This window comes from Pseudarthrobacter chlorophenolicus, assembly GCF_000962805.1.
Classification (GTDB): domain Bacteria; phylum Actinomycetota; class Actinomycetes; order Actinomycetales; family Micrococcaceae; genus Arthrobacter; species Arthrobacter chlorophenolicus_A.
Window position 1 is genome coordinate 16,377 of sequence record NZ_JZTW01000013.1, and the last position, 25,575, is coordinate 41,951.

Below are 25,575 nucleotides of genomic sequence, written 5' to 3' on the forward strand. Positions count from 1 at the left end.
CTAACCTCGCTTCGTGACACCGCTGGCCGCCGGAATCTCCGGCGGCCAGCCCCCCAAACCTTTCACCACTCCCGAATTGGAGGGAACCCGTGCGCTTCATCCTGCGCCGGCTGGGTTTCTACCTGGTCGCCTTCTGGGCATCCATCACCCTGAATTTCCTGCTCCCGCGCTTCATGCCGGGGGACCCCGTTTCCCGCATGTTCGCCCGCTCCCAGGACAGGATGCAGCCCGAGCAGATCGAAGCCCTGCGCCGGTTGCTGGGTGTGGATGACCGGCCCCTGTGGGAGCAGTACGCCGGCTACCTGCAGAACATCTTCACCGGCCAGATGGGCGTTTCCATCTCACGTTTCCCGGCGCCGGTCACGGAGGTCATCTCGTCCCAGATCGGCTGGACCCTCCTGCTGGGCGGAACCGCCCTGGTGATTGCCGCCGTCGTGGGTAACCTGCTGGGCATCGTGGCCGCGTGGCGCCGCGGCGGCGCGATCGATTCGGCGCTGCCTCCCGTGCTGGTGTTCATCGGATCGTTCCCCTACTTCTGGCTGGCGATGGGTGCCCTGTACCTGTTCGGCGTGGTGCTGGGCTGGTTCCCCATCCGGCATGCGTTCACGGACGGACTGGAGCCCGCGTTCACCTGGGAGTTCATCGGCGACGTCGGCGCGCACCTGGTGCTCCCGGCGCTGACCATCGTGCTGGTGTCCATCGGCGGCTGGATGCTGGGCATGCGCAACACCATGATCGCCACCAACTCCGAGGACTACATCACCATGGCCGAGGCCAAGGGCCTGCGCCCGGGACGCATCATGCTCCGCTACGCGGCACGCAACGCCATGCTGCCGTCCGTAACCAGCTTCGGCATGGGACTGGGCTTTGTGGTGGGTGGGGCACTGCTCACCGAAGTGGTGTTCGCCTACCCCGGTGTTGGCTACCAGCTCCTCAACGCCGTCCAGGGACTGGACTATCCGCTCATGCAGGGCCTGTTCCTCACCATCACCGCCGCCGTGCTGCTGGCGAACTTCCTGGTGGACATCCTGTACGTCCGCCTCGACCCGCGCGTGCGCAGCAACTGACCGGCCGCAGACAAAGGACCCACCATGGCAACCGCAATCCTCCAGCAACCCGGCACCACGGCAGGCAAAACCCCCGCCGCGAAACCCAAAACCAAACCCAACCGCAGCTTTATCCACGGGCTGCTGACCAACAGGAAGGCCCTGGTGGGCATGGCCGTGATGGCCCTGTTCATCGTGGTGGCGCTCCTGGCCCCGGTGCTGTTCCCCGGCGACCCCTCCCGGATCACCGCCATGGCGTCCCTGGAACCGGATGCCGAGCACTGGCTGGGCACCACGGCAAAAGGCCAGGACGTGCTGGCACTGACCGTGCACGGCGCCCGGAGTTCGCTGCTGGTGGGCCTCACGGTGGGTTTCGCCTCCACGTTCATCGGCATCCTCGTGGGCCTGGCTTCGGCCTACTTCGGCCGGTTCATCGACGAGGCTCTGTCCCTTGTCACCAACGTCTTCCTCCTCCTGCCCGGGCTGCCGCTCCTGGTCATCCTGGCCGCGTTCCTTCCGCCGGGGCTGGGAACCGTGATCCTGGTGCTCGTTGTCACCGGCTGGGCGGGCTCCGCCCGTGTCCTGCGCTCGCAGGCCCTCTCCATCCGGTCCAAGGATTTCGTGGCCGCCGCGGTGGTGTCCGGCGAACGGGCGGGCCGGATCATGTTCCGGGAAATCCTCCCCAACATGGCCTCGATCGTGATGGGCACCCTGCTGGCCTGCGTGATCTACGGAATCGGCGCCCAGGCGGGCCTTGAGTTCCTTGGACTAGGGGACGTCAGCACCGTCTCCTGGGGCAACAACCTCTTCTGGGCCGGCAACGAGGGCGCGCTGCTCACCGGAAGCTGGTGGGTCTTCGTGCCGTCGGGCGTGTGCATCGCACTGGTGGCGTTCGCTTTGGCCCTCATCAACTACGCCGTGGATGAGGTCACCAACCCCCGCCTGCGGAAGATCAAGACCCCCAAAACCGCCACGGCCGGAACGCCTGCACCCATTGAAAGGAGCGCCGCCAAATGACAGTTTCCCAGACCTCCTTCGGGTCCCACGAACCCATCCTGGACGTGCGGGACCTCACCGTGAAGTACATCGGGGATACCCGCTCCACCACCGCCGTGGACCGCGTCTCCTTCAGCATCGGCACCGGCGAGGTCTTCGGCCTGGCCGGGGAATCGGGCTGCGGCAAGTCCACCATCGCCAACTCGATCATGCGCCTGCTCAAGGACCCCGCGAAGATCGCCGGCGGCAGCATCTCCTTCGGCGGCAGGGATGTGCTGGCCATGAGCACGGAGGAACTGCGGCGCTTCCGCTGGCAGGACGTGGCCATGGTGTTCCAGTCGGCAATGAACTCGCTCAACCCGGTGCTGACCATCGGCGAGCAGATCGTGGACATCTTCACCACCCACGCCGGGCTGTCCCGCAAGGAATCGCTGCGGCGGGCCGGGGAGCTGCTGGAGCTGGTCCGGATCGACCCCGCCCGGCTGAAGTCCTACCCGCACCAGCTCTCCGGCGGCATGCGGCAGCGCGCCGTCATCGCCATGGCCGTGGCGCTCAAGCCCTCCCTCCTGATCCTGGATGAGCCCACCACCGCCCTGGACGTGGTGGTGCAGCAGGAGATCATGGCCCAGATCAAGGAACTCCAGCGCGAGCTGGGCTTCTCCGTCCTGTTCATCACCCACGACATGTCCCTCATGGTGGAACTGTCGCACCGGATGGCCGTGATGTACGGCGGGCGCATCGTGGAAACCGCCAGGGCCCACGACGTCTACGCCGATCCCCGCCACCCGTATACGCAGGCGCTGATGGGCGCGTTCCCGCCGCTCACCGGTCCGCGGGTTCCGCTTTCGGGATTGCCCGACGGCGTGAAGTTCCGGAACATCCCGGACCTCGCCGAGGTGTCGCCCGGCCACCTCGTGGCACCGTTCGGTGCCGACGACCTGTCCATCGCGCACGGAGCCGGCACCCTCGAGGGCGCGGCCGAATCGCTGCAAGGAGCTGTCAGATGAGCCATTCAACGCTTTCCACCCACACCGGTCCGGGCTCCGCCGGCCCAGGGCCCGCCCGGACGGACACCCCGGCCCTGGAGGTCCGCGGCCTCGGCAAATCGTTCCCCGTTGGCGGGCTGTTCTCGCGGGACTCTGTGCGTGCCCTCCACGGCGTGGACCTGGCCATCGGCCGCGGCGAAATTGTTGCGCTGGTGGGCGAATCCGGCTCCGGCAAGAGCACCCTGGCCCGCTGCGTTGCCCGGCTCGAACGGCCCAGCGAAGGCTCCATCCTGCTGGACGGCGCCGATGTGCTCAAGCGGGACCGCTTCCAGGCCTCGCGGGCGTTCCGCTCCCAGCTGCAGATGGTGTTCCAGGACCCCTTCGGGTCGCTGAACCCGGCACACAGGATCGGGCACTTCCTGCGGCGTTCCCTGGCGATCCACGGGAAGGGCGGCCGTTCGGAAACGGAAACCCAGGCCCGCCTCGAGCAGCTTATGGACACCGTGGGGCTGCAGGCGGACATGCTGGACTCGTACCCGCATGAACTCTCAGGCGGACAGCGCCAGCGCGTGGCAATCGCCCGTGCGCTCGCCGTGGAACCGCAGGTGATCCTGGCCGACGAGCCCACTTCAATGCTGGATGTGTCCGTCCGGATCGGCGTGCTGAACCTGATGCGCAGGCTCCGGGACGAGCAGGGCATCTCGATGCTCTACATCACCCACGACCTCGCCTCTGCCCGCTACCTCGCGGACCGCACGGCCGTGATGTTCGCCGGCGAGCTCGTGGAAGAGGGCGAGTCGCTGGACCTGCTGGCCAACCCGGCCCACCCCTACACGCAACTCCTGGTCTCCGCCGTGCCGGATCCGGCCCGGGCAGGTTCCTACGATCCCGTCCGGCGGGCGGAACTGCGGCAGGCCGTCATGGCCTCCACCGGCTGCGCGTTCGACGGCGACCCGGACCAGGCCTGCTCCGCGGACCGTCCCGTCCGGCACCAGGTAGGCGCCCCCGAAAACCGGCACTGGGTCCGCTGCCACCTCTACCGGCCCCGTGCCGGCGCAGGCGGCCACGCCCTCGCTGCAGACCCCGCAGCCGGCGCCCCCGCACCCGCGGGCCCGCCGGCGTCGAACATTTCCCGGAAGGCCTCCGCATGACTGAACTGACCCACCCGCTCGCCACCGTCCCGCGCGGTGAGCTGGTTGCCCGCGCCGAAGCCGATCCCCTGCGGCCCCGCTTCCATTTCGTCTCTCCCGCCGGCTGGCTCAACGATCCCAACGGTGTGGCCCAATGGGACGGCACCTACCACCTCTTCTACCAGTACAACCCCGAGGGTGCCTTCCACCACCGCATCCAATGGGGCCACGCCACCAGCACGGACCTCGTGACCTGGACGGACCAGCCCGTGGCGCTGGAACCTTCGGCCGGACCGGATGCGGACGGCTGCTGGTCCGGCGTCCTGGTGAACGATGGCGGCACGCCCACCCTGGTCTACTCAGGCCGCCTCGGGGAGCGCGAACTACCCTGCGTCGCCGTGGGCTCCCCGGACCTGTCCACCTGGACCAAGGCCCCGGAGAACCCCGTCATCGCAGCCCCGCCGGCCGGCGTCGACATCACCGCCTACCGCGACCACTGCGTGTGGCGCGAAGGCAAGAGGTGGCGGCAACTGGTGGGCTCCGGCGTGCGCGGCCGCGGCGGAACGGCCTTTCTGTACGAGTCGGCGGACCTTCGCTCCTGGGACTACGTGGGGCCGCTCTTCATCGGCGACGCCTCGCAGGGTGACCCCGCCGGGACGGACTGGACCGGCACCATGTGGGAATGCGTGGACCTGTTCCGGGCAGGCACCGGGACCCTGGGTACGGAACCGGCGGACGGTTCACCGGACGTGCTGGTCTTCTCCGCCTGGAACGACGGCGACACGCGCCACCCGCTGTACTGGATGGGCCGGTACTCCGGCGACTCGTTCGAACCGGCTGCGCTGCACCGCCTGGACTACGGCGGCAGGTACTTCTACGCGCCGCAGTCCTTCCTGGACGACACCGGCCGGCGCATCATGTTCGGCTGGCTGCAGGAAGGCCGCACGGACGCCGCGATGGTGGAAGCCGGCTGGTCCGGCGTGATGAGCCTGCCGCGCGTCACCACCCTGGCGGAGGACGGGACGCTGCGGTTCGCTCCGGTCCCCGAACTGGAGAAGCTTCGCGGCAACCACACCAGCTTGCCGGCGCGGGAGCTGGCGGCGACGCTGGATACTGGCGTCCACGGCAACCAGCTGGACCTCGAACTGGACCTCCACCTGGCACCGGGGGCCGTGCTGCGGCTGGGCGTGCTGGGATCAGGCGACGGCGCGGAGGACACCGTCATCGAAGTGGGTCGCCCTGCACGTAATGCCGGTGGCACCGAGGGAATCCTCCGCCTCGACCGCACCCGCAGCTCCCTGGACTCGTCCGTGGACGCGGAGGACCGGTCCGGGCCCGTCCCGATGACCGGCGGGCACGTGCACCTGCGCGTCCTGGTGGACCGGTCCGCCGTCGAGGTCTTCGCCAACGGCAAGCCGCTCACCGCCCGCGTCTACCCCACCCGCGGAGGCGGCAACGTCACCCTCTCCGGGGTGGGAGCCGTGCACCTGGACGCCTTCGATGCGTGGACCATGGCCGACATCCGGGGAGGTGGCCGCACCCTCTTCCCGTAGCGCCAATCCCAAACCTCCGAGATCAAAGGCGATCTGCATGCATAAGAGATTAGCCGCGGGCCTCACGGCAGCGGTCCTTGGTGCCGGCCTCGCAGGAACGGGGGCCGCCGTTCCGGCGGCGGCCCTCGGCACCGCACCCGCCACCCTCAACAGCACCACCAGCCCCATCCCGGACGTTGCCGGCACCAGCGGCACCTGGACCCGGACGGCCCAGGGCGGGTACACCGCCGTCGCGCCCCCAGGCCAGAACGCCGCGGCTACCAGCGAGCAGGTCATTGCGGGCACTGCCCGCTACACGGCCAGCGTGACGGTCGATTCCGGAAGCCCCTACGGTGTGGGCGCCCTGGTGTTCCGGGCAACCCCGGACGCCGGCGCCGGCTATGCAGCCACCATCGACCCCAACCTGGACCGGGTGCGGCTGTTCGACCTCGCCACTGGCCAGGACGTGGTGGCCCCGGTGTCACTCGCGCTGAACACGGGACAGCCATACAACATGGAAGTCCACGTTGACGGACCGCGGATCTACGTCGCCGTAGACGGCACCTCCCGCATTGACGCCACGGACTACCGCTACGAATCCGGCCGCGTGGGGCTGCACGCGTTCAACGGAACCGTGGCCTTTGGAACCCCCGGCGTCCGCATCATCGATGCGAACGTCTCAGGCTGGAGCACCGGCGCCGGCTGGTCCGCCACAGCCACCGGGTTCCGCGGCACCGCCCCGGCAAACGCCAACAGCCGCGCCATCGCCACCGGGCAGCAACCCACCGACGTCGATTTCTCCACCGACATCCAGGTGGCATCCCCCTTCGGCGTAGGAACTGTCCTTTTCCGGACCAATGCCGCCGGGACCGCCGGGTACGCCGCCGAAGTGGACCCCAACGCCGGCAGGCTGCGGCTCTACCGGGTGTCCGATAACGCCACGCTCGGCACGTTCCCCGCAACCATCACGCTCAACCAGGTCTACCGCCTCCGGGTCACAGCCCTTGGCAGCGCACTTGCCGTCTACTGGCAAACGGACTTCCTGGACCCCAACGGTGCCACGCCCGCTATCACGGCCACCGACTCGACGGCCGGTTCAGGGCATATTGGCCTTGGCTCATACAACGGCACCGCCGTGTTCCAAAGCATGACCCTCCGGGGCCTGGAGAGTTCCCTGCAGGGCTGGCGCACGGCGTCCGGCTCCTGGGAGCCGGACGCTGCCGGCCTGCGCGCAACACCGGCAGGCGGCACCGCGGCGAGGTTCATCCCGGCGGTGGCGTCCGACGTCGTCGCCTCCCTGGACCTGACCGCCACCGCACCGGCAACAGCCTCGGTGGTGGTCCGCAGCGGTGCAGACGGTTCCGGTGGCCTCGAACTGAGGATCGATCCCGGCGCCGGCACGGCGAACCTGTACAACCGGTCCGCGTCCACTCTGCTGCACAGCGGCACCCTGCCCGCCACCGGCTTCAAGGCCGGGCAGCTCAACCGCGTCCAGTTCACGGTGCGGGGCACGGAAGCGTCCGTCCTGGTCAACGGCACGCCGGTCCTGAACGGCACCGTACCCGCCGCCACCGGACCCGGGTTCGCCCTCCTTGCCACCGGCACGGCCTGGTTCCAGAACGTCCGGGCGGACAGCGTGGACCAGTACATGAATGGCACCTACCAGCCCGGCTATCACTACACGCAGAACTCGGGGAACAGCTCGGACCCCAACGGCCTGGTGTTCTACGACGGCGAGTACCACCTCTTCCACCAGGACCGCGGCTGCTGGGCGCACGCCGTCAGCACCGACCTGCTGCACTGGAAGCAACTGCCCATCGCCCTGCCGCACATGGCCGCGGGGGAGTCATGGTCCGGCTCGGCGGTGGTGGACGCCACCAACGCCAGCGGACTGTTCCCCGGCGGCTCCGGGCTGATCGCGTACTACACCAGCTTCAACCATGACGCCCCGAACGGAAACCAGTCCGTCCGGGCGGCGTACAGCAAGGATAAGGGCCGCAGCTGGCAGACCGTGCAAGCCGCTCCTGTGGTGGAAAACCCCGGCGGCCCGGACGGCGGCTGGGACTTCCGCGACCCCAAAGTCACCCGGGACGCCGGTTCCGGCAAGTGGACCATGGTGGTGGCGGGTGGAGACCATCTCCGCTTCTACACCTCCGCGGACCTCCTGCACTGGACGTTCGCCAGCACCTTCGGCTACGGGAGCTGGGTCCGCGGCGGGGTGTGGGAGTGCCCGGACTTCTTCGAGCTGCCCGTCGAGGGGCAGCCCGGGGTGAAACGCTGGGTGCTGTGGTGGAGCACCGGAGCCGTGCGCGCCACCAACGGTTCGGCGGCGCAGTACGTCACGGGCACCTGGAACGGCACCTCGTTCACCCCCGATACGCCCGCCTCAACGGTGCTGCAGGCGGACCACGGGCGCGACTACTACGCGGCCATGAGCTTCTACGGCACCCCGGACGGCCGGCGGATCATGCTTGGCTGGATGAGCAACTGGGATTACGCCTTCAGCCCGCCCACCGGCCGGTGGAACGGCCAGCTGTCGGTGCCCCGCGAGATCAAGCTCATTGACGTTCCGGGTGCCGGGCTGAGGCTGACGCAGGCCCCGGTGGTGGAGGCAGAATCACTACGGACCTCCACATGGCAGGCCTCGGACGTCCCGGTTTCGCCAACCTCCGGCAACCCGCTGGCCTCAGTCTCGGGGCGCTCGTTCGAGCTGGAAGCAGAGGTGGGGATTCCGTCGTCGGGCGGGGCTTCCTCCTTCGCTTTCGGGGTACGGAAAGGGAACGGCTCCACCGGCGCGCAGCAGACACTTGTGAAGTACGACGCCGGTGCTGCCGCGCTCACGGTGGACCGGGGCGCCGCCGGGCGCAGGGACTTCACCCGCTACTTCGCCGGTTCAGCCGCGGACAATGCCACGGCTCCGTGGAGTTCCACCGTGGCGGGCACTGAGCGGCGCGTGAAGGTCCGGATCCTGGTGGATGCGTCCTCGGTGGAGGTATTCGGGGGCGACGGGACGGCCGCCATCACCTCACTGGTCTTCCCGGACCACTCCTCCACGGGGCTGTCCTTCACGGCCGCCGGAGGAACTGCCCGGCTGGTGTCCGTCAAAGTACACCAGCTCGGCGACACCGCTCGCCTGACCGGCGCTCCGCCGTCGGCCGTCCTTCCGCCGGCGGCCGGCACCGCCAGGCACAATTTGGGCGGCTTCGCGGTGGTTCCGGGCGGACGCTGGGAGGGCACGGGCGCAGGCCTGGCTGGCACGTTCGACAAGGACTCCACCGCCATGGGGCCCGCCACCTACGGCAACGTCCGGCTGCAGGCCACCGTGCGGTTCGGCGGCGAGCCCTTCGCGGGTGAGCTCCTGAACCGGGACCTGGCGCCCGAAAAGGGGTACGGCGGCGCCGGCTCGGTGCTGCTGAGGTCCTCGGCCGACGGTTCAACCGCCTACTACGTGAACCTGGACCCGAACCTGCGGGTGGTGCGGGTGTTCAAGTTGTCCGGAGGCGCATTCACCGTCCTGGCCAGTGTGCCCTCGAACCTGGGCCACGGGGTCGGCTATGCCCTGGACGCCGCCGTCAGCGGCAGCCGGATCACGGTAGCGGTGGACGGGACGCAGCTGATAGATGTGGCCGACAGTGCGCCCCTGGCCGCCGGGCGGGTGGGCGTCAACGTGTTCGACGGCAGGGCCGCGTACCAGGATGTGCTGGTGACGGCCCTGCCGTAGGGCTAGTTTGCCGGACTGGCGGGGCTGGTTACAGGCCCAGTTCCGCCAGGACCGGCAGCTTCTCCCGCACCCGGTCCCGGGCCTCCGTAGCGCTCGGGGCGGAGAGCGCCAGCTTGGCCAGTTCCTGGGCTTCCTGGAGGGTCACGGTCTTCAGGACAGCGGCGACGGCGGCGAGTGAGCGGGCGGTCATGGACAGCGTGTTCACACCCAGGCCGGTCAGGACGACGGCAAGGGCGGGATCCGCCGCAGCCTCGCCGCACACGCCCACGGGCTTGCTGTTGCCTTCCGCCCGGGAGCCCTCCACCGTCAGGCCCACCAGGCGCAGGACGGCCGGCTGCCACGGGGTGTTCAGGTTTGCCAGCGGGCCGAGCTGGCGGTCCGCCGCCATGGCGTACTGGGTGAGGTCGTTAGTGCCGAGGCTGGCGAAGCCCACCTCGCGGAGGATGGCCTCGGCGGTCAGGGCAGCCGACGGGACTTCCACCATCACGCCCGGCGTCTGCAGGCCGGCGTCCGCACACATTGAGGCGAACCGGGCGGCCTCTTCGGCCGTGGAAATCATCGGTGCCATCACCCAGACGTCCGCCTCGGACTGGTTGGCGGCCAGGGCGATGGCTTCCAGCTGCCGGTCCAGTACCCCCGGGGTGGTGAAGTCGGTGCGGTACCCGCGGACGCCGAGGGCCGGGTTGGGCTCGGTGGAGTCGGTGAGGAACGGCAGCGGCTTGTCGGCGCCGGCATCCAGCGTGCGGAGCACCACCTTCTTGCCGGGGAAGGCATCGAAGACGCTCTTGTACGCGGCGGCCTGCTCTTCCACGGAGGGCTCGGTGTCGCGTTCCAGGAAGCAGAACTCGGTGCGGAACAGTCCCACGCCCTGGGCGCCCAGCTTCGCGGCAGCAGCCGCGTCCTTGCCGCCGCCCACGTTGGCGAGCAGCGGCACCTGGTGGCCGTCCGCCGTCGCGCCCGTGCCGGTGAATTCTGCCAGCAGCGAGGCCGTTGCGGCCCAGCCTTCCGCAGCCTCGCGCAGGGACCCGTCAGGTTCGGACGTGACAGAGCCTGCGGCGCCGTCCACGTAGACCTCGGTTCCGTCTGCGATGTGGTCCACCCCGACGGCGGCCACGACGGCTGGAAGGCCGAGCGAGCGGGCGATGATGGCGGTGTGCGACTGCGGGCCGCCGCCGGACGTCACCAGGGCGAGGACCTTGTTCGGGTCCAGCGTGGCGGTATCGGCGGGGGCGAGGTCATCGGCCACCAGGACGAAGGGATTCTCGGATGCGGGGATGCCGGGCGCGGCCACGCCGCGGAGCTCGGCCACGATGCGGGCGCGTACGTCCAGGACATCGGTGGCCCGCTCTGCCATGTAGCCGCCCAGGTTGTGGAGCATCTCCGAAACAGAGGAGCCCGATTCCCAAATGGCCCGCTCGGCGGACGTACCGCGGGCCACCAGCTTGGCTGCACCCTTGATCAGCATGGTGTCCTTGGCCATCAGCGCTGTGGCCTCCAGGACGGCCTTGCCATCGCCGCTGGCGTGGGCCGCGCGCGCCTTAAGTTCGTCATGCACGGCCTGCGACGCCGCCTTCAGTGCTGCGGTGGCTTCCTCGGCAGTGGTGCCCGGCGCCAGCTGGTCACCGGCAGGAGGTTCGCTGATCGGTTTGGGCATCTGCCGTACGGTGCCGATGACGCGGCCTGGACTGACGCCTACTCCTGGGAAGTTCTGCACTGAAGGTCCTCGTTCTCTGCCGGTAGCCAGGCCCGCCAAACAATCCCGGCGCCATGCCGGGACATCCCCGCACCGCCGCAACACGTCACGTCAGGAGATGGAAACGAGCCTGAAAAAATTGTATGTGATTCAGTTCATATAGCAACGCTATAGGTGCTAGGGTAGCGGTTATGAGTTTGGATGGCCAGCTTCCCCCCAAAATGCGGCTGCTCCGTGCAGCGGCGGAGCTGCTGGCAAAATCCGCGGGAGCGCCGGTTTCCACCCGCCAGATCACGCAGCTGGCAGGGGTTTCTGCACCCACCCTGTACCACCACTTCGGCGACAAGGAAGGTCTTTTCGACGCCGTGGTGGCTGCGGGATTCGAAGAATATGTCGCAGGCGAAAGGGATTTCGCCCCCTCCGGGCAGCCTCTCGAGGACATCCGGAGAATGTGGGACAACCACGTGCAGTTCGGGCTGAACCAGCCGGAGCTGTACCTGGTGATGTTCGGCAATATCCGCCCGGAAAGCCGCCCCGCCATCGTGGCCGATGCTGAGGCGCTGATGGAGGAGATGCTGAACAAGGCCGCGGCGGCGGGCCAGCTCAACGTCCAGCCCAGGGAGGCGGCCAGGTCCATCCTGGCGGCCAACGTTGGCGTGACGCTGATGCTGATCGCGGAACCCGCCCCGGACCGGAACCTCGAACTGTCCACCATGACCCGGGATGCCATGATCTTCGCGGTATCCGCCGAGCCCGCCAGTGGCGCGGCCCCGGGGAACGCCGGAAAGTCCTCGGTGGTGGTGGCAGCGATTGCCCTGAACGCCGCGCTTCAGGCCTCGCACTCAGACCAGCTCTCGAGCTCCGAGCTCAAGCTCTTCCTCGAGTGGCTGCACCGGATCTCCACCACCCCTGCCGGTTAGGCCGGCACCAACCTGCCCCACCCGGTTCCACCAGCAGTACGTCGTCGTCAGTATCGGACCATCCTGCGGAGCAGCAGGACGAACGGTTAGGAAATCACATGGCAACAGAAACAGTTGCAAAGCCCCGTACCAGCGCTCGGGTACATGTCCAGAAATTCGGGACGTTCCTGTCCGGAATGATCATGCCCAACATCGGTGCGTTCATTGCCTGGGGCCTCATCACAGCCCTCTTCATTGAAAAGGGCTGGCTGCCGGTTCCCCAGCTTGGCGGCTTCGGTGAGACCGACGGGAAGCCGAACATCGGCCTCGTCGGCCCGATGATCACCTACCTGCTGCCGCTGCTGATCGGTTACACCGGCGGCAAGATGGTCTACGACGTCCGCGGCGGCGTGGTGGGCGCCATCGGCACCATGGGCGTGATTGTGGGCGCCGGCATCCCGATGTTCATCGGCGCCATGATCATGGGCCCGCTGGGCGGCTGGACCATGAAGAAGATCGACTCACTCTGGGACGGCAAGATCCGGCCCGGCTTCGAGATGCTGGTCAACAACTTCTCCGCCGGTATCTGGGGCGCGCTGCTGGCCATGCTTGGCTTCTATGCTGTCGCTCCGGTGGTCTCAGGATTCAGCGCAGGCGCCGGCAACGTGGTGCAGTTCCTGGTCAACAACGGCCTCCTGCCGCTCACCAGCATCTTCATTGAGCCCGCCAAGATCCTCTTCCTGAACAATGCCATCAACCACGGCGTGCTCACCCCGCTGGGCGTCCAGCAGTCGCTGGAGCAGGGCAAGTCAATCCTCTTCCTGCTCGAAGCCAACCCCGGCCCGGGCCTGGGCATCCTGCTGGCCTACATGTTCTTCGGCAAGGGCGCGGCCAAGGCCTCCGCCCCGGGCGCCGCAATCATCCACTTCCTCGGCGGCATCCACGAGATCTACTTCCCGTACGTCCTGATGCGCCCGCTGCTCGTCCTGGCCGCCATTGCCGGCGGCATGACCGGCATCGCCACCCTCGCGGTCACCGGTGCCGGCCTTGTGGCACCGGCAGCTCCGGGTTCCATCTTTGCCGTACTCGCCCAGACCTCCCGTGACAGCTACCTCGGGGTGATCCTCGCGGTCCTGCTTGCCACGGCTGCATCCTTCCTGGTGGCTTCAATCATCATGAAGACCACCAAGCACAGCGACGAGGGCGACCTCAACGCCGCAACGTCACGCATGGAGGAGATGAAGGGCAAGAAGAGCTCCGTTTCTTCGACACTGACCGGCGCGGGCGCCGGCGTGGGCACCGCCGTCCTGGCCGGACCCATCCGGAACATTGTGTTCGCGTGCGATGCCGGGATGGGCTCGAGCGCCATGGGCGCATCAGTGCTCCGGAACAAGATCAAGGCGGCCGGGTTCCCGGACGTCAAGGTCACCAACTCGGCCATCGCCAACCTCAGCGACACGTACGACGTTGTGGTCACGCACCAGGACCTCACCGAGCGCGCCAAGCCCGTCACGTCCAGTGCCGCGCACTTCTCGGTGGACAACTTCATGAACAGCCCGCGCTACGACGAGATCGTTGACCTGGTCAGGGAAAGTAACACCGAAAGCGGAACGTCCGACGCCGGCGCCACGGCCGAGCCGGGTGCCGGAACCTCCGGAGGGGCCGCCGCAGCAGGAGCCGCGGGAGTTGGCGCCGCGGCTGGTACAACCGCAGGCCAGGGCGCTCACGCCGCCGACGCCCCAGCGCCGGGCCAGGCGGAGATCCTGTCCCGTGAGAGCGTGGTCCTGACCGGGACCGCCACGACGCGCGACGACGCCATCGACGAAGCCGGCCGGCTCCTGCTGGCCCGCGGTGCCGTTGACCAGGGCTACATCGACGCCATGCACGAGCGCGAAGAGTCCGTGTCCACCTACATGGGCAGCTTCCTGGCCATCCCGCACGGCACCAACGCGGCCAAGGACCACATCCGGAAGTCGGCAGTTTCGGTGATCCGCTACCCGCAGGGCATCGACTGGAACGGCAAGGAGGTCAAGTTCGTGGTGGGCGTCGCCGGCGTCAACAACGAACACCTGCACATCCTGTCCTCCATCGCCAAGGTCTTCACCAACAAGGAGCAGGTGGCCCGCCTTGAGGCGGCCAGCACCGTGGATGAAGTCCTGGAGCTCTTCGGGAAGGTCAACGCATAGTGAAGGCTGTACATTTTGGTGCCGGCAACATCGGCCGCGGCTTCGTGGGGCTGCTCCTGCACAACGCCGGCTACGAGGTGGTGTTCGCAGACGTCGCGGAAGGGCTGATCGCCCAGCTGGCGGACGCGGACAGCTACGCCGTCCATGAAGTGGGGGAAAACCCCGCCGTGCAAACCGTGGACAACTTCCGTGCCCTGAACTCCAACACCCAGGAAGCGGAACTGATCACGGAAATCGCGACCGCGGACATCGTCACCACCGCGGTGGGCCCGCACATCTTGAAGTTCGTGGCACCGGTGATCGCCCGAGGCATTGCCGCGCGCGGGGCCGGAATGGCGCCGCTGCAGGTCATGGCCTGCGAGAACGCCATCAACGCCACGGACGTCCTGGCCCGGGAGGTGGCCTCCCGCCCGGAGGCCGCCGGCGGGGCGCTGGACGGCCAGGCGGTGTTCGCCAACACCGCCGTAGACCGGATCGTGCCCAACCAGGAGGCCGGGCAGGGCCTGGACGTCACCGTGGAATCCTTCTATGAGTGGGTCATCGACCGGACGGCGTTCGCCGGATCGGAACCGGAGATCCCCGGTGCCACCTTCGTGGACGAGCTCGCGCCCTACATCGAGCGCAAGCTGTTCACGGTGAACACCGGCCATGCCTCTGCCGCCTATTTCGGGTTTGAAGCCGGGCTGGAGAAGATCTCCGACGCCATGGCGGACCAGGATGTAGCGGAAGACGTCCGGGCAGTGCTGGAGGAAACCAAGCAGCTCCTGGTGGCCAAGCACGGGTTCAGCAACGAGGCGCAGGAAGCCTACGTGCAGAAGATCCTGGTCCGGTTCACCAACCCGCACCTGCCGGACACCGTGAACCGGGTAGGGCGCGCCCCGCTGCGCAAGCTCAGCCGGCACGAGCGGTTCATCGGACCTGCGGCCGAGCTGGCCGAGCGCGGCGTGGTGCCCGAGGCTCTGCTCGGAGCCATCTCAGCGGCCCTGCGTTTCACTGATCCCGCCGACGCCGAGGCCACCGAACTGGCCGGCATCCTCGCGTCGGGCAGTGCGGCGGACGCCACCGCCAGGATCACCGGCCTGGACCCGGACCACCCGCTCTTCAGCGCGGTCTCTACCCTTGTGGAGGAACGGCAGGCAGAATTGGCCACCACCTCCGCCTGATGTCCGCAGCGGCTCCACCGCCGCACCATCCGACGTATGACTGCACCGACGTAATGCACAAGGACGACGCCGGCACTGGACCCCAGTGCCGGCGTCGTTCTTCTGTGATGTCGCACACAAACTGCCCGAAAGTGCATTGGTTAGCCTGCCCTTACTTATAGGCTCGGCTCTATTAGGCAACGAAGTTGTGACGTTATTACCGAGTGGAGTAGATCGTGAAGAAGAGGCTGTCGAGCTATCTGGGGGCACTGGCGGCAGGGGCGGCCCTCTTAACCGTGTCAGCGTGCGGCGGGAACGCTACCGCCACACCCGCCGCGGAAACCTCCACCATTACCGTCGAGCACGCCCAGGGGAGCACCGCCAACGTCCCGGTCAACCCCGAAAAGGTCTTCACGTTCGATCTCGGCGTCCTGGACACCATGGATGCCCTGGGCGTCGAACCTGCCGGCGTGCCCGAGGCCGCCTACCCCGACGCGCTGAAGAAGTACGCCGACGCCAAATACACCAAGATCGGTTCCCTGAAGGAGCCCGACTTCGAAGCCGTCAGCGCGGGCGATCCGGACCTCATCATCGTCTCCGGCCGCACCGCCGGCGCTTACGAAGAGCTGAGCAAGATCGCCCCCACCATCGATCTCTCCATTGATGCCGCCAAGCCCATGGACAGCTTCAAGGAGCAGGCCGGAAAGCTGGGGACCATCTTCAACAAGTCAGCCGAGGTTGAGGAGAAGCTCGCCGCCGTGGACACCACCGTGGCCGATACCAAGGCCAAGGCTGCTACGGCCGGCAAGGGCCTGATCGTCCTCACCTCTGGCGGCGAAGTCACCGCCTACGGCGCAGGATCCCGCTTCGGCATCATCCACGACGTCCTGGGCGTCCCCACGGCGGCGGATGTGAAGGCCGAGGGATCCCATGGCGAGGCCATCTCCTTCGAGTACATCAAGCAGGCCAACCCGGACCTCCTCTACGTGATCAACCGCGATACCGCCATCGGAACCGAAGGCACCGCCAACGCCATCCTGGACAACGAGCTGGTCCAGTCCACCAATGCCGCCAAGACCGGCAAGGTCATCAATCTGGACCCCGCCGGCTGGTACATCGTTGGATACGGCCTGAACAACGTCAAGGCCATGGTGGACGCCGTGGCCGGCTCCGTCGCCTAAACCCCCGCCGGGCTACAGCATGACCATCACCGCCGCGCGCCCCCAGGCGCCGGCAACCCGCAGCCAGGCCCGCCACTACGCGGGCCTGGCTGCGGCCGCAGTTGCCGTCCTGGTCCTCGCCGCAGGAAGCATGTTCGTGGGCGTCAGCGACGTCTCGCTCCCGGCGCTTCTCGCGGGAGACGCTGACACCGTGGACATCTTCTGGATCTCCCGGGTGCCCCGCACCCTGGCGGTGCTCCTGGCAGGCATGGCGGTGGCCGTGGCCGGGCTGATCATGCAGCTCATGGCACGGAACCGCTTCGTGGAACCCTCCACCGTGGGTACCGTCGAATCCGCCACGCTGGGCATCCTGGTGGTCACGGTCCTGGCCCCGGGCGCACCCATTTTGGCCAAGATGCTGGTGGCCAGCGCTTTCGCGATGCTGGGCACCGCCCTGTTCCTGGCCATCCTGCGGCGGCTGCCCGCCAGGAACACCCTGCTCATCCCGCTGGTGGGCATCATGCTGGGCGGCATAATCGCCGCCGTCACCACCTTCTTCGCCTACCGGTACGACCTGCTGCAGACGCTCAGCAACTGGATGATCGGCGACTTCTCGGGCGTCCTCCGAGGCCGGTACGAGCTGCTGTGGATCGTCGCCGCACTCATGCTGGTGGGCCTGCTCGCCGCGGACCGGTTCACCGTCGCCGGGATGGGGCAGGACTTCACCACCAACCTGGGCCTGAACTATGCCCGCACCATGAGGCTGGGATTGCTGATCGTCTCGCTGATCTCCGCCGTGGTGGTCACCACAGTGGGTGCCGTACCGTTCCTGGGCCTGGTGGTGCCCAACATCGTCTCCCTCATCTTCGGCGACAACCTCCGCCGCGCCGTCCCCTGGACTGCCCTGTTCGGTGCCGCGTTCGTGCTGGTGTGCGACATCATCGGCCGGACCATCCGGTACCCCTACGAGGTTCCCGTGGGGATGGTGATGTCCGTGCTGGGCGCCATCCTCTTCCTCGCCCTGATCCTGAGGAAACGCAATGCCTAAGGCCCCCGCCCTGACCTCCCCGGCTCCTGCGGCGTCCGCCGAAGCCCCGTCCCGCGGCCCCGCCCGGCGGCGGCTCCGGAACGCCCCACCCCAACTCGTGCTCGGCGTCCTGCTCGCGGCGGCAGCCGCCGCGGTCCTCTTCTTCCTGTTCTTCGAGCTCAAGGGCAACGTGGGCTACATCCTGCCCCGCCGCGCCATCAAGGTGGCCGCCATGCTGCTGGTGGCCGTCGCCGTGGGCGTGTCCACGCTCCTGTTCCAGACCGTGACGGCCAACCGCATCCTGACGCCGTCCATCATGGGCTTCGACTCGCTGTACATCCTGGTGCAGACCGTCATGGCCTTCGCCTTGGGCGCCGCCGCGGTGTTGACCGCTCCGCCCACGCTGCAGTTCGGCGTCGAGGTGGTGCTGATGGTGGCCTTCAGTGCACTGCTCTACCGCTGGATGTTCACCGGCGCCACCCGCTCGCTGCACCTGCTCCTGCTGGTTGGCGTCATCCTGGGCGGCCTGTTCCGTGGATTCTCCTCACTGCTGCAGCGGCTGATGGAACCCAGCGAGTTCATCATCCTGCAGGACCTGTTCTTCGCGTCCTTCAACAATGTGGATCCTGCCCTGCTGGGCGTCGCCGCGGTCATTGTCGCAGCCGTCTGCGCTGCCGTCTGGCGGGCCCGGCACACCCTTGACGTCCTGGCGCTGGGCCGGGACGTGGCCATCAACGTGGGCGTGGACCACCGGAAGGTGGTGATGCGCGTGCTGCTGGCGTGCTCGCTGCTGGTGGCCGTCTCCACCGCCCTGGTGGGCCCGGTGACCTTCTTCGGACTCCTGGTGGTGAGCCTTGGCTACCAGCTGTGCCGCGGGTTCAGCCACACCTGGTTGCTGCCCATCGTTGTGCTGATCGGTGCCATCGCGCTGGTGGGCGGCCAGCTGGTCCTGGAGAAGGTCTTCGGCTTCGGCACGGCGCTCAGCGTGGTCATCGAGTTCACGGGCGGCATCCTCTTCCTCTACCTCCTGCTGAAAGGCTCGCTCAAATGACCATCGCGGTCCGCAACGTCTCCAAAAGCTACGGCGGCCAGACGGTCCTCGACGATGTCAGCTGCGAGATCCCGCAGGGTGGCATCACCTCGATCATCGGACCCAATGGCGCCGGCAAATCCACCCTGCTCTCCTTGATCAGCCGTCTGCAGCCGCTGGGCTCCGGAGACGTGTCAGTGGGTGGCCTGGACATCGCCTCCACGGACAGCCGGCAGCTGGCCCGGACCATGGCCATCCTCCGCCAGGAGAACCACCTCACCATGCGGCTCACAGTCCGCGACCTGGTGGCCTTCGGCCGGTTCCCGCACTCCGGCGGCCGGCCCACGGTGGAGGACCTGGCCAAGGTGGAGGAGGCCATCGCGCACCTGGACCTGGCGCCCATGGCGGACAAGTTCGTGGACGAGCTCTCCGGCGGCCAGCGGCAGCGGGCATTCATCGCCATGGTGCTGGCCCAGGACACGCAGTACCTGCTCCTGGACGAGCCCCTGAACAACCTGGACATGAAGCACTCCGTGGAGATGATGCGGCTCCTGCGCCGCCTGGCTGACGAATTCGGCAAGACCATCGTGATCGTGGTCCATGACATCAACTTCGCCTCCTGCTACTCGGACACCATCCTGGCCATGAAGGACGGCAGGCTCATCCACCAGGGCAGTCCGCGGCAGATCATGCAGCAGGCCATGCTCCGCGACGTCTACGACATCGATATCCGCATTGAGGAAATCGGCGCGCACCGCATTGGCGTCTACTTCACCTGACGCGTGCTCACTCGCGGTGGTTATTCCGGCAACGCGCGCTCACCCGTGAAAGGCTGGGCAGGTGAGTGAAACCGCTGGTGCCCCGGAACCTTTGCTGACCGCCGACGTCGAACGCGGGGCTTTCCGCCTCCGCCACGCCACGCGGGCGGACCTGCCCGCCGTCGTCCAGCTGCTCGCCGACGACGCCCTGGGCGCGGGCCGCGAGGCGGGCCAGGACATGGAACCTTACGAGCGGGCCTTTGACGCGATCGACGCCGACCCGCGGCACTTGCTGGTGGTCGGCGAGCTGGTGCCGCCCGGGGAAGCCAAAGGGCCGGTGGTTGCCACGTTCCAGCTGAGCTTCCTTCCCGGCATTTCGCGGCAGGGCGCCTGGCGCTCTCAGATCGAGGGCGTGCGCGTGGCTGACACCCTCAGGGGCCAGGGCATCGGCAACCTGATGATCCAGTGGGCCATTGACGAGTCCAGGCGGAGGGGGTGTTCGCTGGTACAGCTGACCACGCACAAGACGCGGACGGCGGCCCAGCGGTTCTACCAGCGGCTCGGGTTTGAGGGCTCGCACGAGGGCATGAAACTCACGCTTTGACGACATTTCTTTGACTGTTAGGTACCCTAAATGTTAGGGTACCTAATGATGAACGAGAACAAGCTCCAGGAACTCGCCGCAGGCTTCCGCGAAGCCCTGCGCCACAGCGTCTACCTGGTCCGCCGCCTCGACGCGGACGGAGACCTCAGCGCCGCCCAGCTCAGCACCCTGAAGATGCTGCTGGATGACGGCGTCCGGGTAGGTGAGATTGCCCGCAACCTCGGCGTCCGGGTACCCAGCGCCACCGAGCAGATCATCAAGCTCGAACGCGCCGGGCTGGCCCGCCGCGAACCCGACCCCGCTGACTCCCGCGCCGTCTGCGTCATCCTGACCGCCGAAGGCCGCGCCGCCGTCGAGTCCGCAAACCAGCGGCGCAACGCCGTCATGGCCGAACTCCTCGGCGAACTCACCGAGCAGGACCGGGAAGCACTGGCGGCGGCGCTGCCCGTCATCGACAAAATCAACGCGTCCCTCCAGAACTGACGCACCGCACCCCCTTAGGAGTACCCTCCATGAACCGCCCAGCAGACACCCTGCCGGCACCCGGGAACACCCTCCAGGCCGAAAAGGCCTCTTTCCTCAGACAGCCAAAAGCTGTGTGGGCTACCGCCCTGGCCGCGGTCTTCGCGTTCATGGGCATCGGCCTGGTGGACCCCATCCTCCCCGCGATCGCCACCAACCTGGACGCCAGCCCCAGCGAGGTTTCGCTGCTGTTCACCAGCTACTTCCTGGTCACCGCCCTGGCAATGCTGATCACCGGCTTCGTCTCGTCCCGGATCGGCGGCAAGAAAACCCTGCTGATCGGGTTGGCCATCATCGTGGTGTTCTCTTCGCTCTCCGGCCTGTCCGGCAGCGTCGGCGAACTGGTGGGCTTCCGCGCCGGCTGGGGCCTGGGCAACGCCCTCTTCGTCGCCACTGCCCTCGCGGTCATCGTGGGCGTGGCCAGCGGCGGCGCCGGCATCGCCATCATCCTCTATGAGGCCGCACTGGGCCTGGGCATCTCGCTTGGCCCGCTCCTGGGTGCCCTGCTGGGCGGCTGGCAGTGGCGCGCCCCGTTCTTCGGCACGGCCGTCCTGATGGCCGCCGCGTTCATCGCCCTGCTGACGCTGCTTCCCAAGACGCCGCTGCCTGAACGAAAGGTCCGCCTCCGCGACCCGCTGCTGGCGCTGGGACACAAGGGATTGCGCACGACGGCGGCCAGCGGCTTGTTCTACAACTACGGCTTCTTCACCATCCTGGCTTTCACCCCGTTCATCCTGGGCATGGACGCGTACGGAATCGGCGCCGTCTTCTTCGGCTGGGGCGTGGCGGTAGCCGTGTTCTCCGTGTTTGTCGCCCCGGTCCTGCAGCGCCGCTTCGGTGCCGTCAAGGTGCTGACCGGCACCCTGTTCGTCCTGCTGCTGGACCTCGCCGGGCTGGGACTGGCGGCCGGGCACTCGGTTCCTGCCGTCGTCGTACTGGTTATAGTGGCGGGCGCCCTGCTGGGCATCAACAACACCGTCTACACCGAGCTGGCCATGGGCGTCTCGGACTCCCCGCGGCCGGTGGCTTCCTCCGGCTACAACTTCGTCCGCTGGATGGGCGGCGCGCTGGCTCCGTTCCTGGCCGCGCAACTGGGTGAGCACTTCGGCCCCCAGGTGCCGTTCTACGCCGGTGCCGTTGCCATGGCAATCGCCATCCTGGTGGCGTTCAGCGGCCGGAAGTACCTCACGGCCCACGAGCCGCACCTGGTCTAGACGTTCAGCGTTGCCCGCGCCCCGTTCCGGCTGGGGCCAGCAGCACCGCCAGTACCGCCACCAGGCTCACCACGGCCTGCATCAGGACCAGCACCGGAACGGCCTGCCCCACAAAGAGGGCCAGTCCCACCGGCAGCATTGACAGGACAGTGACGTCGAGTCCACGCAACAACGCGGACAGCTGGGCCCGGGGAACCGGGCCCATTGGCGTATCCACCGGCGGCAAGGTCCAGTCCGCCGGGGGACGGGTTGCGCCGCGGAGGCAGCCCGCGCCCATTCCTGCTCCGGCGAGTATCCCCATCACGGGCAACATCGGCCCACCTGCCCCCAACACTGCGAGGGTTCCGGTCAGCAGGGCCATCCACAGGGCAAGGGCCGCGGCGGGCATGAGGAGCCGGCTGGTGCGGACGGACGCGGGGGAGAGCGGCAGCAACGTGTCCAGTTCCGGCAACAGCGCAGTCCGGCGGGCCACGGCGCCCATTCCGCTCGCCACAACGCAGCCAGCCAGCGCGATGAAGGCCAGTTGCATCCAGGCGGGGAGGCCGGCGTCGGACACCAGCACCGCCAGGCACGCAGCCAGCCACAGCAGCGGGACCACCACCGGCGGCTGGAGGCGCAGGAACGCCGCCACATCGGCTTTGACCAGGCCAGCAAAGGGGCTGCCGGCGGGCCGTGCGTAGAAACGGCGTGCCCTGGACGCGGCGACCGGGCGGGGCGGGCCGGCAAAAGACCGAAGCAGCTCGTTGGTGTCCAGGAAGAACACCGACGCTCCGGCGTGACCGGAAACATTGCCTCCACGGATGAGATCGGTGCCCGGGACCGCGCCCGCCCGGTGTAGCGCGCGGCGAAGAATGACGGCGGCGGCCAGGGCGGACACAGCCAGCGGCCACATCCTGCCGGCCAGCGCCGGCAGCGCAGCCAGCGGGGCCAGGGCCAGGAAGGCGCCGGCGAGGGCCCGCCGGGGCGTCCCGCCGCCAGGTTGGAGCAGCGCGGCGATACCCAGTACGGCGAGGCAGCAGGCTCCAAAAGTCACGGCCGCCAATGCATGTTCAACCGTAGCCAGGCCCAGGCCCGTCAGGATACTGAACGGAACGTAGGCGGCCGTGGACCCCAGGCCTACCCAGACAATCCTGCGCCGGAAGGTGGGCAGCACCATCGGTCCCCGGTCCAGAGGCAGCGGCAGCCACCAGGCACCTTGCGCTCCCGTCACCGCGACCGGGCCGAGCCGCCGGGCTGCCATCAGGATGCCGGTCAGGACACCGTAGGTGAGCAGCACCCACAGGAGCCCGGCCGGCATCGCCACCGGGCTATGCACCGCCACGCCCGAGCTCAGGGGATCGGCACGGACCATTTCGCCCCGCAGGGCAGCAACGAATGAAACGGCGATGGCGGCGGCGCATCCCAACGCCAGAACGGATGTGTAGACGTCAGCAAATGCATCACCAAATGACGTGAGGGAGCGGTTGTACGCCCTGGACTGGCGGCGGGTGAATGACACCAGCTGGCGTGACAGGTTCCTTCCTGCCACGGGAATTGTCCCCACGGACTGCTCAGAGGCCGGCAATGAACGCCGCTCCGTCCCCGGGTTCCACCAGCTCCACCTCGTCCTTGATCAGTAGGCAGGAGCCGGCCGTCTCGACGAGTAGTCCGGGATCATGGGTTACCAGTACGGCCGCTCCACCCGCCTCGGCGTGGTCCTTGATGCGCCTGGCCAGGGCGTCGCGCATCACCGGGTCCAGCCGCTGTTCCGGCTCATCGAGAATCAGCAGCGACGCCGGGCGGATAAAGCCGGCTGCCAGCAGGAGCCTGCGCCGCTGGCCTGAGGACAGGGCATCGGGAACGGCATCGGCCCGGCCGTCCAGGCCGAAGAACTCCAGTTCGGCCGCGACGCGCAACTCGGGGTTGGGCAGCGAGTGGCCTCGGGCTACCAGGAGCAGGTGCTCGGTGACGCTCAGCGACGGAAAGAAGAGGTCGTCGTCGAACACGGCGGCAACCTGTCGCCTGAACGGGACCGTATCCGGGTCCACCAGGAGGCCCTGGATCCGGGCTTCGCCGCTGATGGCGGGCTGCCGTCCGGCGAGCGTTTGCAGGACGGTGGACTTGCCGGCGCCGTTGACCCCGACAACACCCAGCACCTGGCCGGAATACACCGCTGCGGTCACTTCACCGCAAACGGCGGCACCGCCATAGCCCACCACAAGCTGCTCGGCCTCCAGGACCGCCCCCGTTTCAGTCACGGGTCCAATCTATGCGCTTGGCGGGCTTCCTAGGATTTTGCGGATCCCTTGGCCACGAACAGCGTCTCGGCCTGCTCCAGTGACATGCCGTTGGTTTCCGGCACCTTGAACATCACGAAGAAGAAGGACGCCGCGGCAAACAGCGCGTACATGGCGTAGGTCAGCGGCAGGGAACCGGCCGCCATGACCGGGAAGCTGAGCGTGATGGCGAAGTTGGCCACCCACTGCGCCGCGGCGGCCAGGCCCAGCGCCCGGGCGCGGATTTTGGACGGGAAGATCTCGCCCAGCAGCACCCACACCAGGGGACCCCAAGAGGCGCCGAAGCTGACCACGAACACATTGGCGGCCACCAGGGCAACCGGGCCCCAGGCGCCCGGAAGGGTGATGTCCTCGCCGGACCCCGTGGCCGAGGAAAACGCCAGGGCCATGGCTCCAAGGGAGACGGCCATGCCCACGGAGCCGGTCAGCAGGATGGGCCGGCGGCCCACCCGGTCCACGAGGGCGATGGCCACCAGGGTCACCAGGATGTTGGTAACCGCCGTGGCCACGGAGATGGTGAGCGAATCCTCCTCCCGGAAGCCCACGGCCTTCCACAGGGTGGTGGAGTAGTAGAAGATCACGTTGATGCCAACGAACTGCTGCAGGACGGACAGGATGATGCCGATCCAGACCACGGCCTGCAGGCCAAACGTGCCGCCGCGCAGCGAGCCCTTTTGCCCGGCAATCTTGTCTTCCTCGATGGCGTCCCGGATTTCGCGGATGTGGCGCTCGGTGTCGTCGGCCGGGGCAATGGTGTCGAAGATTTTCCGTGCTTCCTCTTCCTTGCCCTGGAACACCAGGAAGCGCGGGGATTCGGGCAGCGTGAAGGCAATCCAGCCGTACGCAACGGCGGGAACGGCGGCGGCCAGGAACATCCAGCGCCACGCCTCGATACCCAGCCAGAAGGACTGGTCCGCGCCACCGGCGCTGGTGGCGAGGAGCGCGTCCGACAGGAGGGCCGCGAAAATACCGGTGGTGATGGCCAGCTGCTGCAGGGACGCGAGCCGCCCGCGGACCTGCCGCGGCGAGATCTCGGAGATATAGGCGGGGGCAATCACGGAGGCGAGGCCGATGCCCAGCCCGCCTACCAGCCGCCAGAAAATCAGGTCCCACACGCTGAACGCGAAGCCCGTGCCGATGGCGCTGACCAGGAAGAGCAGCGCCCCGATTTTCATGGCGGGGATGCGGCCGTATTTGTCGGCTACCTTCCCGGCCAGGTAGGCGCCGGCAGCGCAGCCCAGCAGTGCAACGGCAACGGCGAACCCGGTCACTGCTTCGGAGAGCGCAAACTCGCCCTTCATGGCGTCCACGGCTCCGTTCACCACGGATGAGTCGAAGCCGAAGAGGAAGCCGCCAACCGCCCCTGCCAGCGCCAGCCAGATCACCCGCTGCGGTATCCGGTCCTTGGTCTGCTCCTGTGCAGTGGGCATGGTTCTCCCTGGGTTTGGGGTGTGGTTGATTCGCGCGGACGTCGTCGGCTGCGGACCGGCTGAATGGCCAGTGTACTTACGGTAGTGTTCCATGCCACGGCGAACCGTTCCAGTTGGACCGGGCTCCGCGCCGGCTCCCCTCCGCAGCGGACGCGGACGACGACGGCGCGCTCCGCCGTCGTACACCCCGCCCCGGCGCGCAGCACCTTGCGGGAGAAACGCC

At 67.9% G+C, this 25,575-nt stretch carries 20 protein-coding genes; 16 read left to right on the forward strand and 4 right to left on the reverse strand.

The genetic code is table 11. The features are described from left to right. Positions 1-89: 89 nt before the first annotated feature. Genes UC32_RS13540 through UC32_RS13565 form a run of 6 tightly spaced genes read left to right on the forward strand, consistent with a single transcriptional unit; the run spans position 90 to position 9,411 of the window. Positions 90-1,067, forward strand: a complete 978-nt coding sequence (locus UC32_RS13540; protein ID WP_045731727.1) for an ABC transporter permease — start codon at positions 90-92, stop codon at positions 1,065-1,067. A gap of 24 nt (positions 1,068-1,091) precedes the next feature. Next, positions 1,092-2,063 carry an ABC transporter permease gene (locus UC32_RS13545; protein ID WP_045731728.1) on the forward strand — a complete coding sequence of 324 codons (972 nt, stop codon included), beginning with the start codon at positions 1,092-1,094 and terminating at the stop codon, positions 2,061-2,063. After that, positions 2,060-3,049: an ABC transporter ATP-binding protein gene (locus tag UC32_RS13550; RefSeq protein ID WP_045731729.1), complete on the forward strand. Its 990-nt coding sequence runs from the start codon at positions 2,060-2,062 to the stop codon at positions 3,047-3,049. Before UC32_RS13545 ends, UC32_RS13550 begins: the two co-directional genes overlap by 4 nt. Next, positions 3,046-4,179, forward strand: a complete 1,134-nt coding sequence (locus UC32_RS13555) for an ATP-binding cassette domain-containing protein (RefSeq protein ID WP_045731730.1) — start codon at positions 3,046-3,048, stop codon at positions 4,177-4,179. Before UC32_RS13550 ends, UC32_RS13555 begins: the two co-directional genes overlap by 4 nt. Beyond that, a complete protein-coding gene (locus UC32_RS13560; protein WP_045731731.1) occupies positions 4,176-5,711 on the forward strand; it encodes a glycoside hydrolase family 32 protein in 1,536 nt (511 codons plus the stop codon). Before UC32_RS13555 ends, UC32_RS13560 begins: the two co-directional genes overlap by 4 nt. A gap of 37 nt (positions 5,712-5,748) precedes the next feature. Beyond that, the gene (locus tag UC32_RS13565; RefSeq protein ID WP_045731732.1) at positions 5,749-9,411 is read left to right on the forward strand and encodes a GH32 C-terminal domain-containing protein; all 3,663 of its coding nucleotides are present in this window, start codon (positions 5,749-5,751) and stop codon (positions 9,409-9,411) included. A gap of 28 nt (positions 9,412-9,439) precedes the next feature. On the opposite strand, the gene ptsP is transcribed toward UC32_RS13565, so the two are convergent. Beyond that, positions 9,440-11,125, reverse strand: coding sequence for a phosphoenolpyruvate--protein phosphotransferase (gene ptsP, locus UC32_RS13570; RefSeq protein ID WP_045731733.1), 1,686 nt, complete (start codon positions 11,123-11,125; stop codon positions 9,440-9,442). 170 nt (positions 11,126-11,295) lie between these two features. On the opposite strand from ptsP, the gene UC32_RS13575 reads away from it, so the two are divergent. The 10 genes from UC32_RS13575 to UC32_RS13620 all read left to right on the forward strand — a co-directional run bounded on the left by UC32_RS13575 (position 11,296) and on the right by UC32_RS13620 (position 21,646). Beyond that, on the forward strand, positions 11,296-12,024 hold the full coding sequence (locus tag UC32_RS13575) for a TetR/AcrR family transcriptional regulator (protein WP_015938937.1): 729 nt from the start codon (positions 11,296-11,298) through the stop codon (positions 12,022-12,024). 98 nt (positions 12,025-12,122) lie between these two features. Next, complete coding sequence (locus UC32_RS13580; RefSeq protein WP_045731734.1) at positions 12,123-14,189, forward strand: PTS mannitol transporter subunit IICBA; 2,067 nt, start codon at positions 12,123-12,125, stop codon at positions 14,187-14,189. After that, entirely contained in the window at positions 14,189-15,352 is a 1,164-nt protein-coding gene (locus tag UC32_RS13585) for a mannitol-1-phosphate 5-dehydrogenase (protein WP_045731735.1), read from the forward strand. Before UC32_RS13580 ends, UC32_RS13585 begins: the two co-directional genes overlap by 1 nt. 215 nt (positions 15,353-15,567) lie before the next feature. After that, the gene (locus tag UC32_RS13590; protein WP_045731736.1) at positions 15,568-16,512 is read left to right on the forward strand and encodes a siderophore ABC transporter substrate-binding protein; all 945 of its coding nucleotides are present in this window, start codon (positions 15,568-15,570) and stop codon (positions 16,510-16,512) included. Positions 16,513-16,531: 19 nt separating this feature from the next. Next, entirely contained in the window at positions 16,532-17,539 is a 1,008-nt protein-coding gene (locus UC32_RS13595) for an ABC transporter permease (protein WP_082072119.1), read from the forward strand. Then, positions 17,532-18,569 (forward strand): iron chelate uptake ABC transporter family permease subunit, encoded by a 1,038-nt coding sequence (locus tag UC32_RS13600; protein WP_235423667.1) that lies wholly within the window; start codon positions 17,532-17,534, stop codon positions 18,567-18,569. The genes UC32_RS13595 and UC32_RS13600 overlap by 8 nt, the downstream gene beginning before the upstream one ends. Continuing rightward, positions 18,566-19,327 carry an iron ABC transporter ATP-binding protein gene (locus tag UC32_RS13605; RefSeq protein ID WP_045731737.1) on the forward strand — a complete coding sequence of 254 codons (762 nt, stop codon included), beginning with the start codon at positions 18,566-18,568 and terminating at the stop codon, positions 19,325-19,327. The genes UC32_RS13600 and UC32_RS13605 overlap by 4 nt, the downstream gene beginning before the upstream one ends. 91 nt (positions 19,328-19,418) lie before the next feature. Then, positions 19,419-19,910 (forward strand): GNAT family N-acetyltransferase, encoded by a 492-nt coding sequence (locus tag UC32_RS13610; RefSeq protein ID WP_082072126.1) that lies wholly within the window; start codon positions 19,419-19,421, stop codon positions 19,908-19,910. Between the two features lie 45 nt (positions 19,911-19,955). Further along, positions 19,956-20,393: a MarR family winged helix-turn-helix transcriptional regulator gene (locus UC32_RS13615; RefSeq protein WP_082072121.1), complete on the forward strand. Its 438-nt coding sequence runs from the start codon at positions 19,956-19,958 to the stop codon at positions 20,391-20,393. Between the two features lie 29 nt (positions 20,394-20,422). After that, a complete protein-coding gene (locus tag UC32_RS13620; RefSeq protein ID WP_045731739.1) occupies positions 20,423-21,646 on the forward strand; it encodes an MFS transporter in 1,224 nt (407 codons plus the stop codon). Between the two features lie 4 nt (positions 21,647-21,650). Here the strand turns inward: UC32_RS13620 and UC32_RS13625 are convergent, their stop codons facing one another. Genes UC32_RS13625 through UC32_RS13635 form a run of 3 tightly spaced genes read right to left on the reverse strand, consistent with a single transcriptional unit; the run spans position 21,651 to position 25,352 of the window. Beyond that, entirely contained in the window at positions 21,651-23,174 is a 1,524-nt protein-coding gene (locus UC32_RS13625) for a DUF6297 family protein (protein ID WP_152642621.1), read from the reverse strand. A gap of 22 nt (positions 23,175-23,196) precedes the next feature. Then, positions 23,197-23,883, reverse strand: a complete 687-nt coding sequence (locus tag UC32_RS13630) for an ABC transporter ATP-binding protein (protein WP_045731740.1) — start codon at positions 23,881-23,883, stop codon at positions 23,197-23,199. A gap of 29 nt (positions 23,884-23,912) precedes the next feature. Then, the gene (locus UC32_RS13635; RefSeq protein ID WP_045731741.1) at positions 23,913-25,352 is read right to left on the reverse strand and encodes a sugar porter family MFS transporter; all 1,440 of its coding nucleotides are present in this window, start codon (positions 25,350-25,352) and stop codon (positions 23,913-23,915) included. Positions 25,353-25,575 lie beyond the last annotated feature (223 nt).

Coding starts and splice junctions, on each gene's coding strand:
- UC32_RS13545 (WP_045731728.1), top strand. CDS start 1,092: ATGGCAACCGCAATCCTCCAGCAACCCGGCACCACGGCAGGCAAAACC.
- UC32_RS13550 (WP_045731729.1), top strand. CDS start 2,060: ATGACAGTTTCCCAGACCTCCTTCGGGTCCCACGAACCCATCCTGGAC.
- UC32_RS13555 (WP_045731730.1), top strand. CDS start 3,046: ATGAGCCATTCAACGCTTTCCACCCACACCGGTCCGGGCTCCGCCGGC.
- UC32_RS13560 (WP_045731731.1), top strand. CDS start 4,176: ATGACTGAACTGACCCACCCGCTCGCCACCGTCCCGCGCGGTGAGCTG.
- UC32_RS13565 (WP_045731732.1), top strand. CDS start 5,749: ATGCATAAGAGATTAGCCGCGGGCCTCACGGCAGCGGTCCTTGGTGCC.
- UC32_RS13575 (WP_015938937.1), top strand. CDS start 11,296: ATGAGTTTGGATGGCCAGCTTCCCCCCAAAATGCGGCTGCTCCGTGCA.
- UC32_RS13580 (WP_045731734.1), top strand. CDS start 12,123: ATGGCAACAGAAACAGTTGCAAAGCCCCGTACCAGCGCTCGGGTACAT.
- UC32_RS13595 (WP_082072119.1), top strand. CDS start 16,532: ATGACCATCACCGCCGCGCGCCCCCAGGCGCCGGCAACCCGCAGCCAG.
- UC32_RS13600 (WP_235423667.1), top strand. CDS start 17,532: ATGCCTAAGGCCCCCGCCCTGACCTCCCCGGCTCCTGCGGCGTCCGCC.
- UC32_RS13605 (WP_045731737.1), top strand. CDS start 18,566: ATGACCATCGCGGTCCGCAACGTCTCCAAAAGCTACGGCGGCCAGACG.
- UC32_RS13615 (WP_082072121.1), top strand. CDS start 19,956: ATGATGAACGAGAACAAGCTCCAGGAACTCGCCGCAGGCTTCCGCGAA.
- UC32_RS13620 (WP_045731739.1), top strand. CDS start 20,423: ATGAACCGCCCAGCAGACACCCTGCCGGCACCCGGGAACACCCTCCAG.
- UC32_RS13635 (WP_045731741.1), bottom strand. CDS start 25,352: ATGCCCACTGCACAGGAGCAGACCAAGGACCGGATACCGCAGCGGGTG.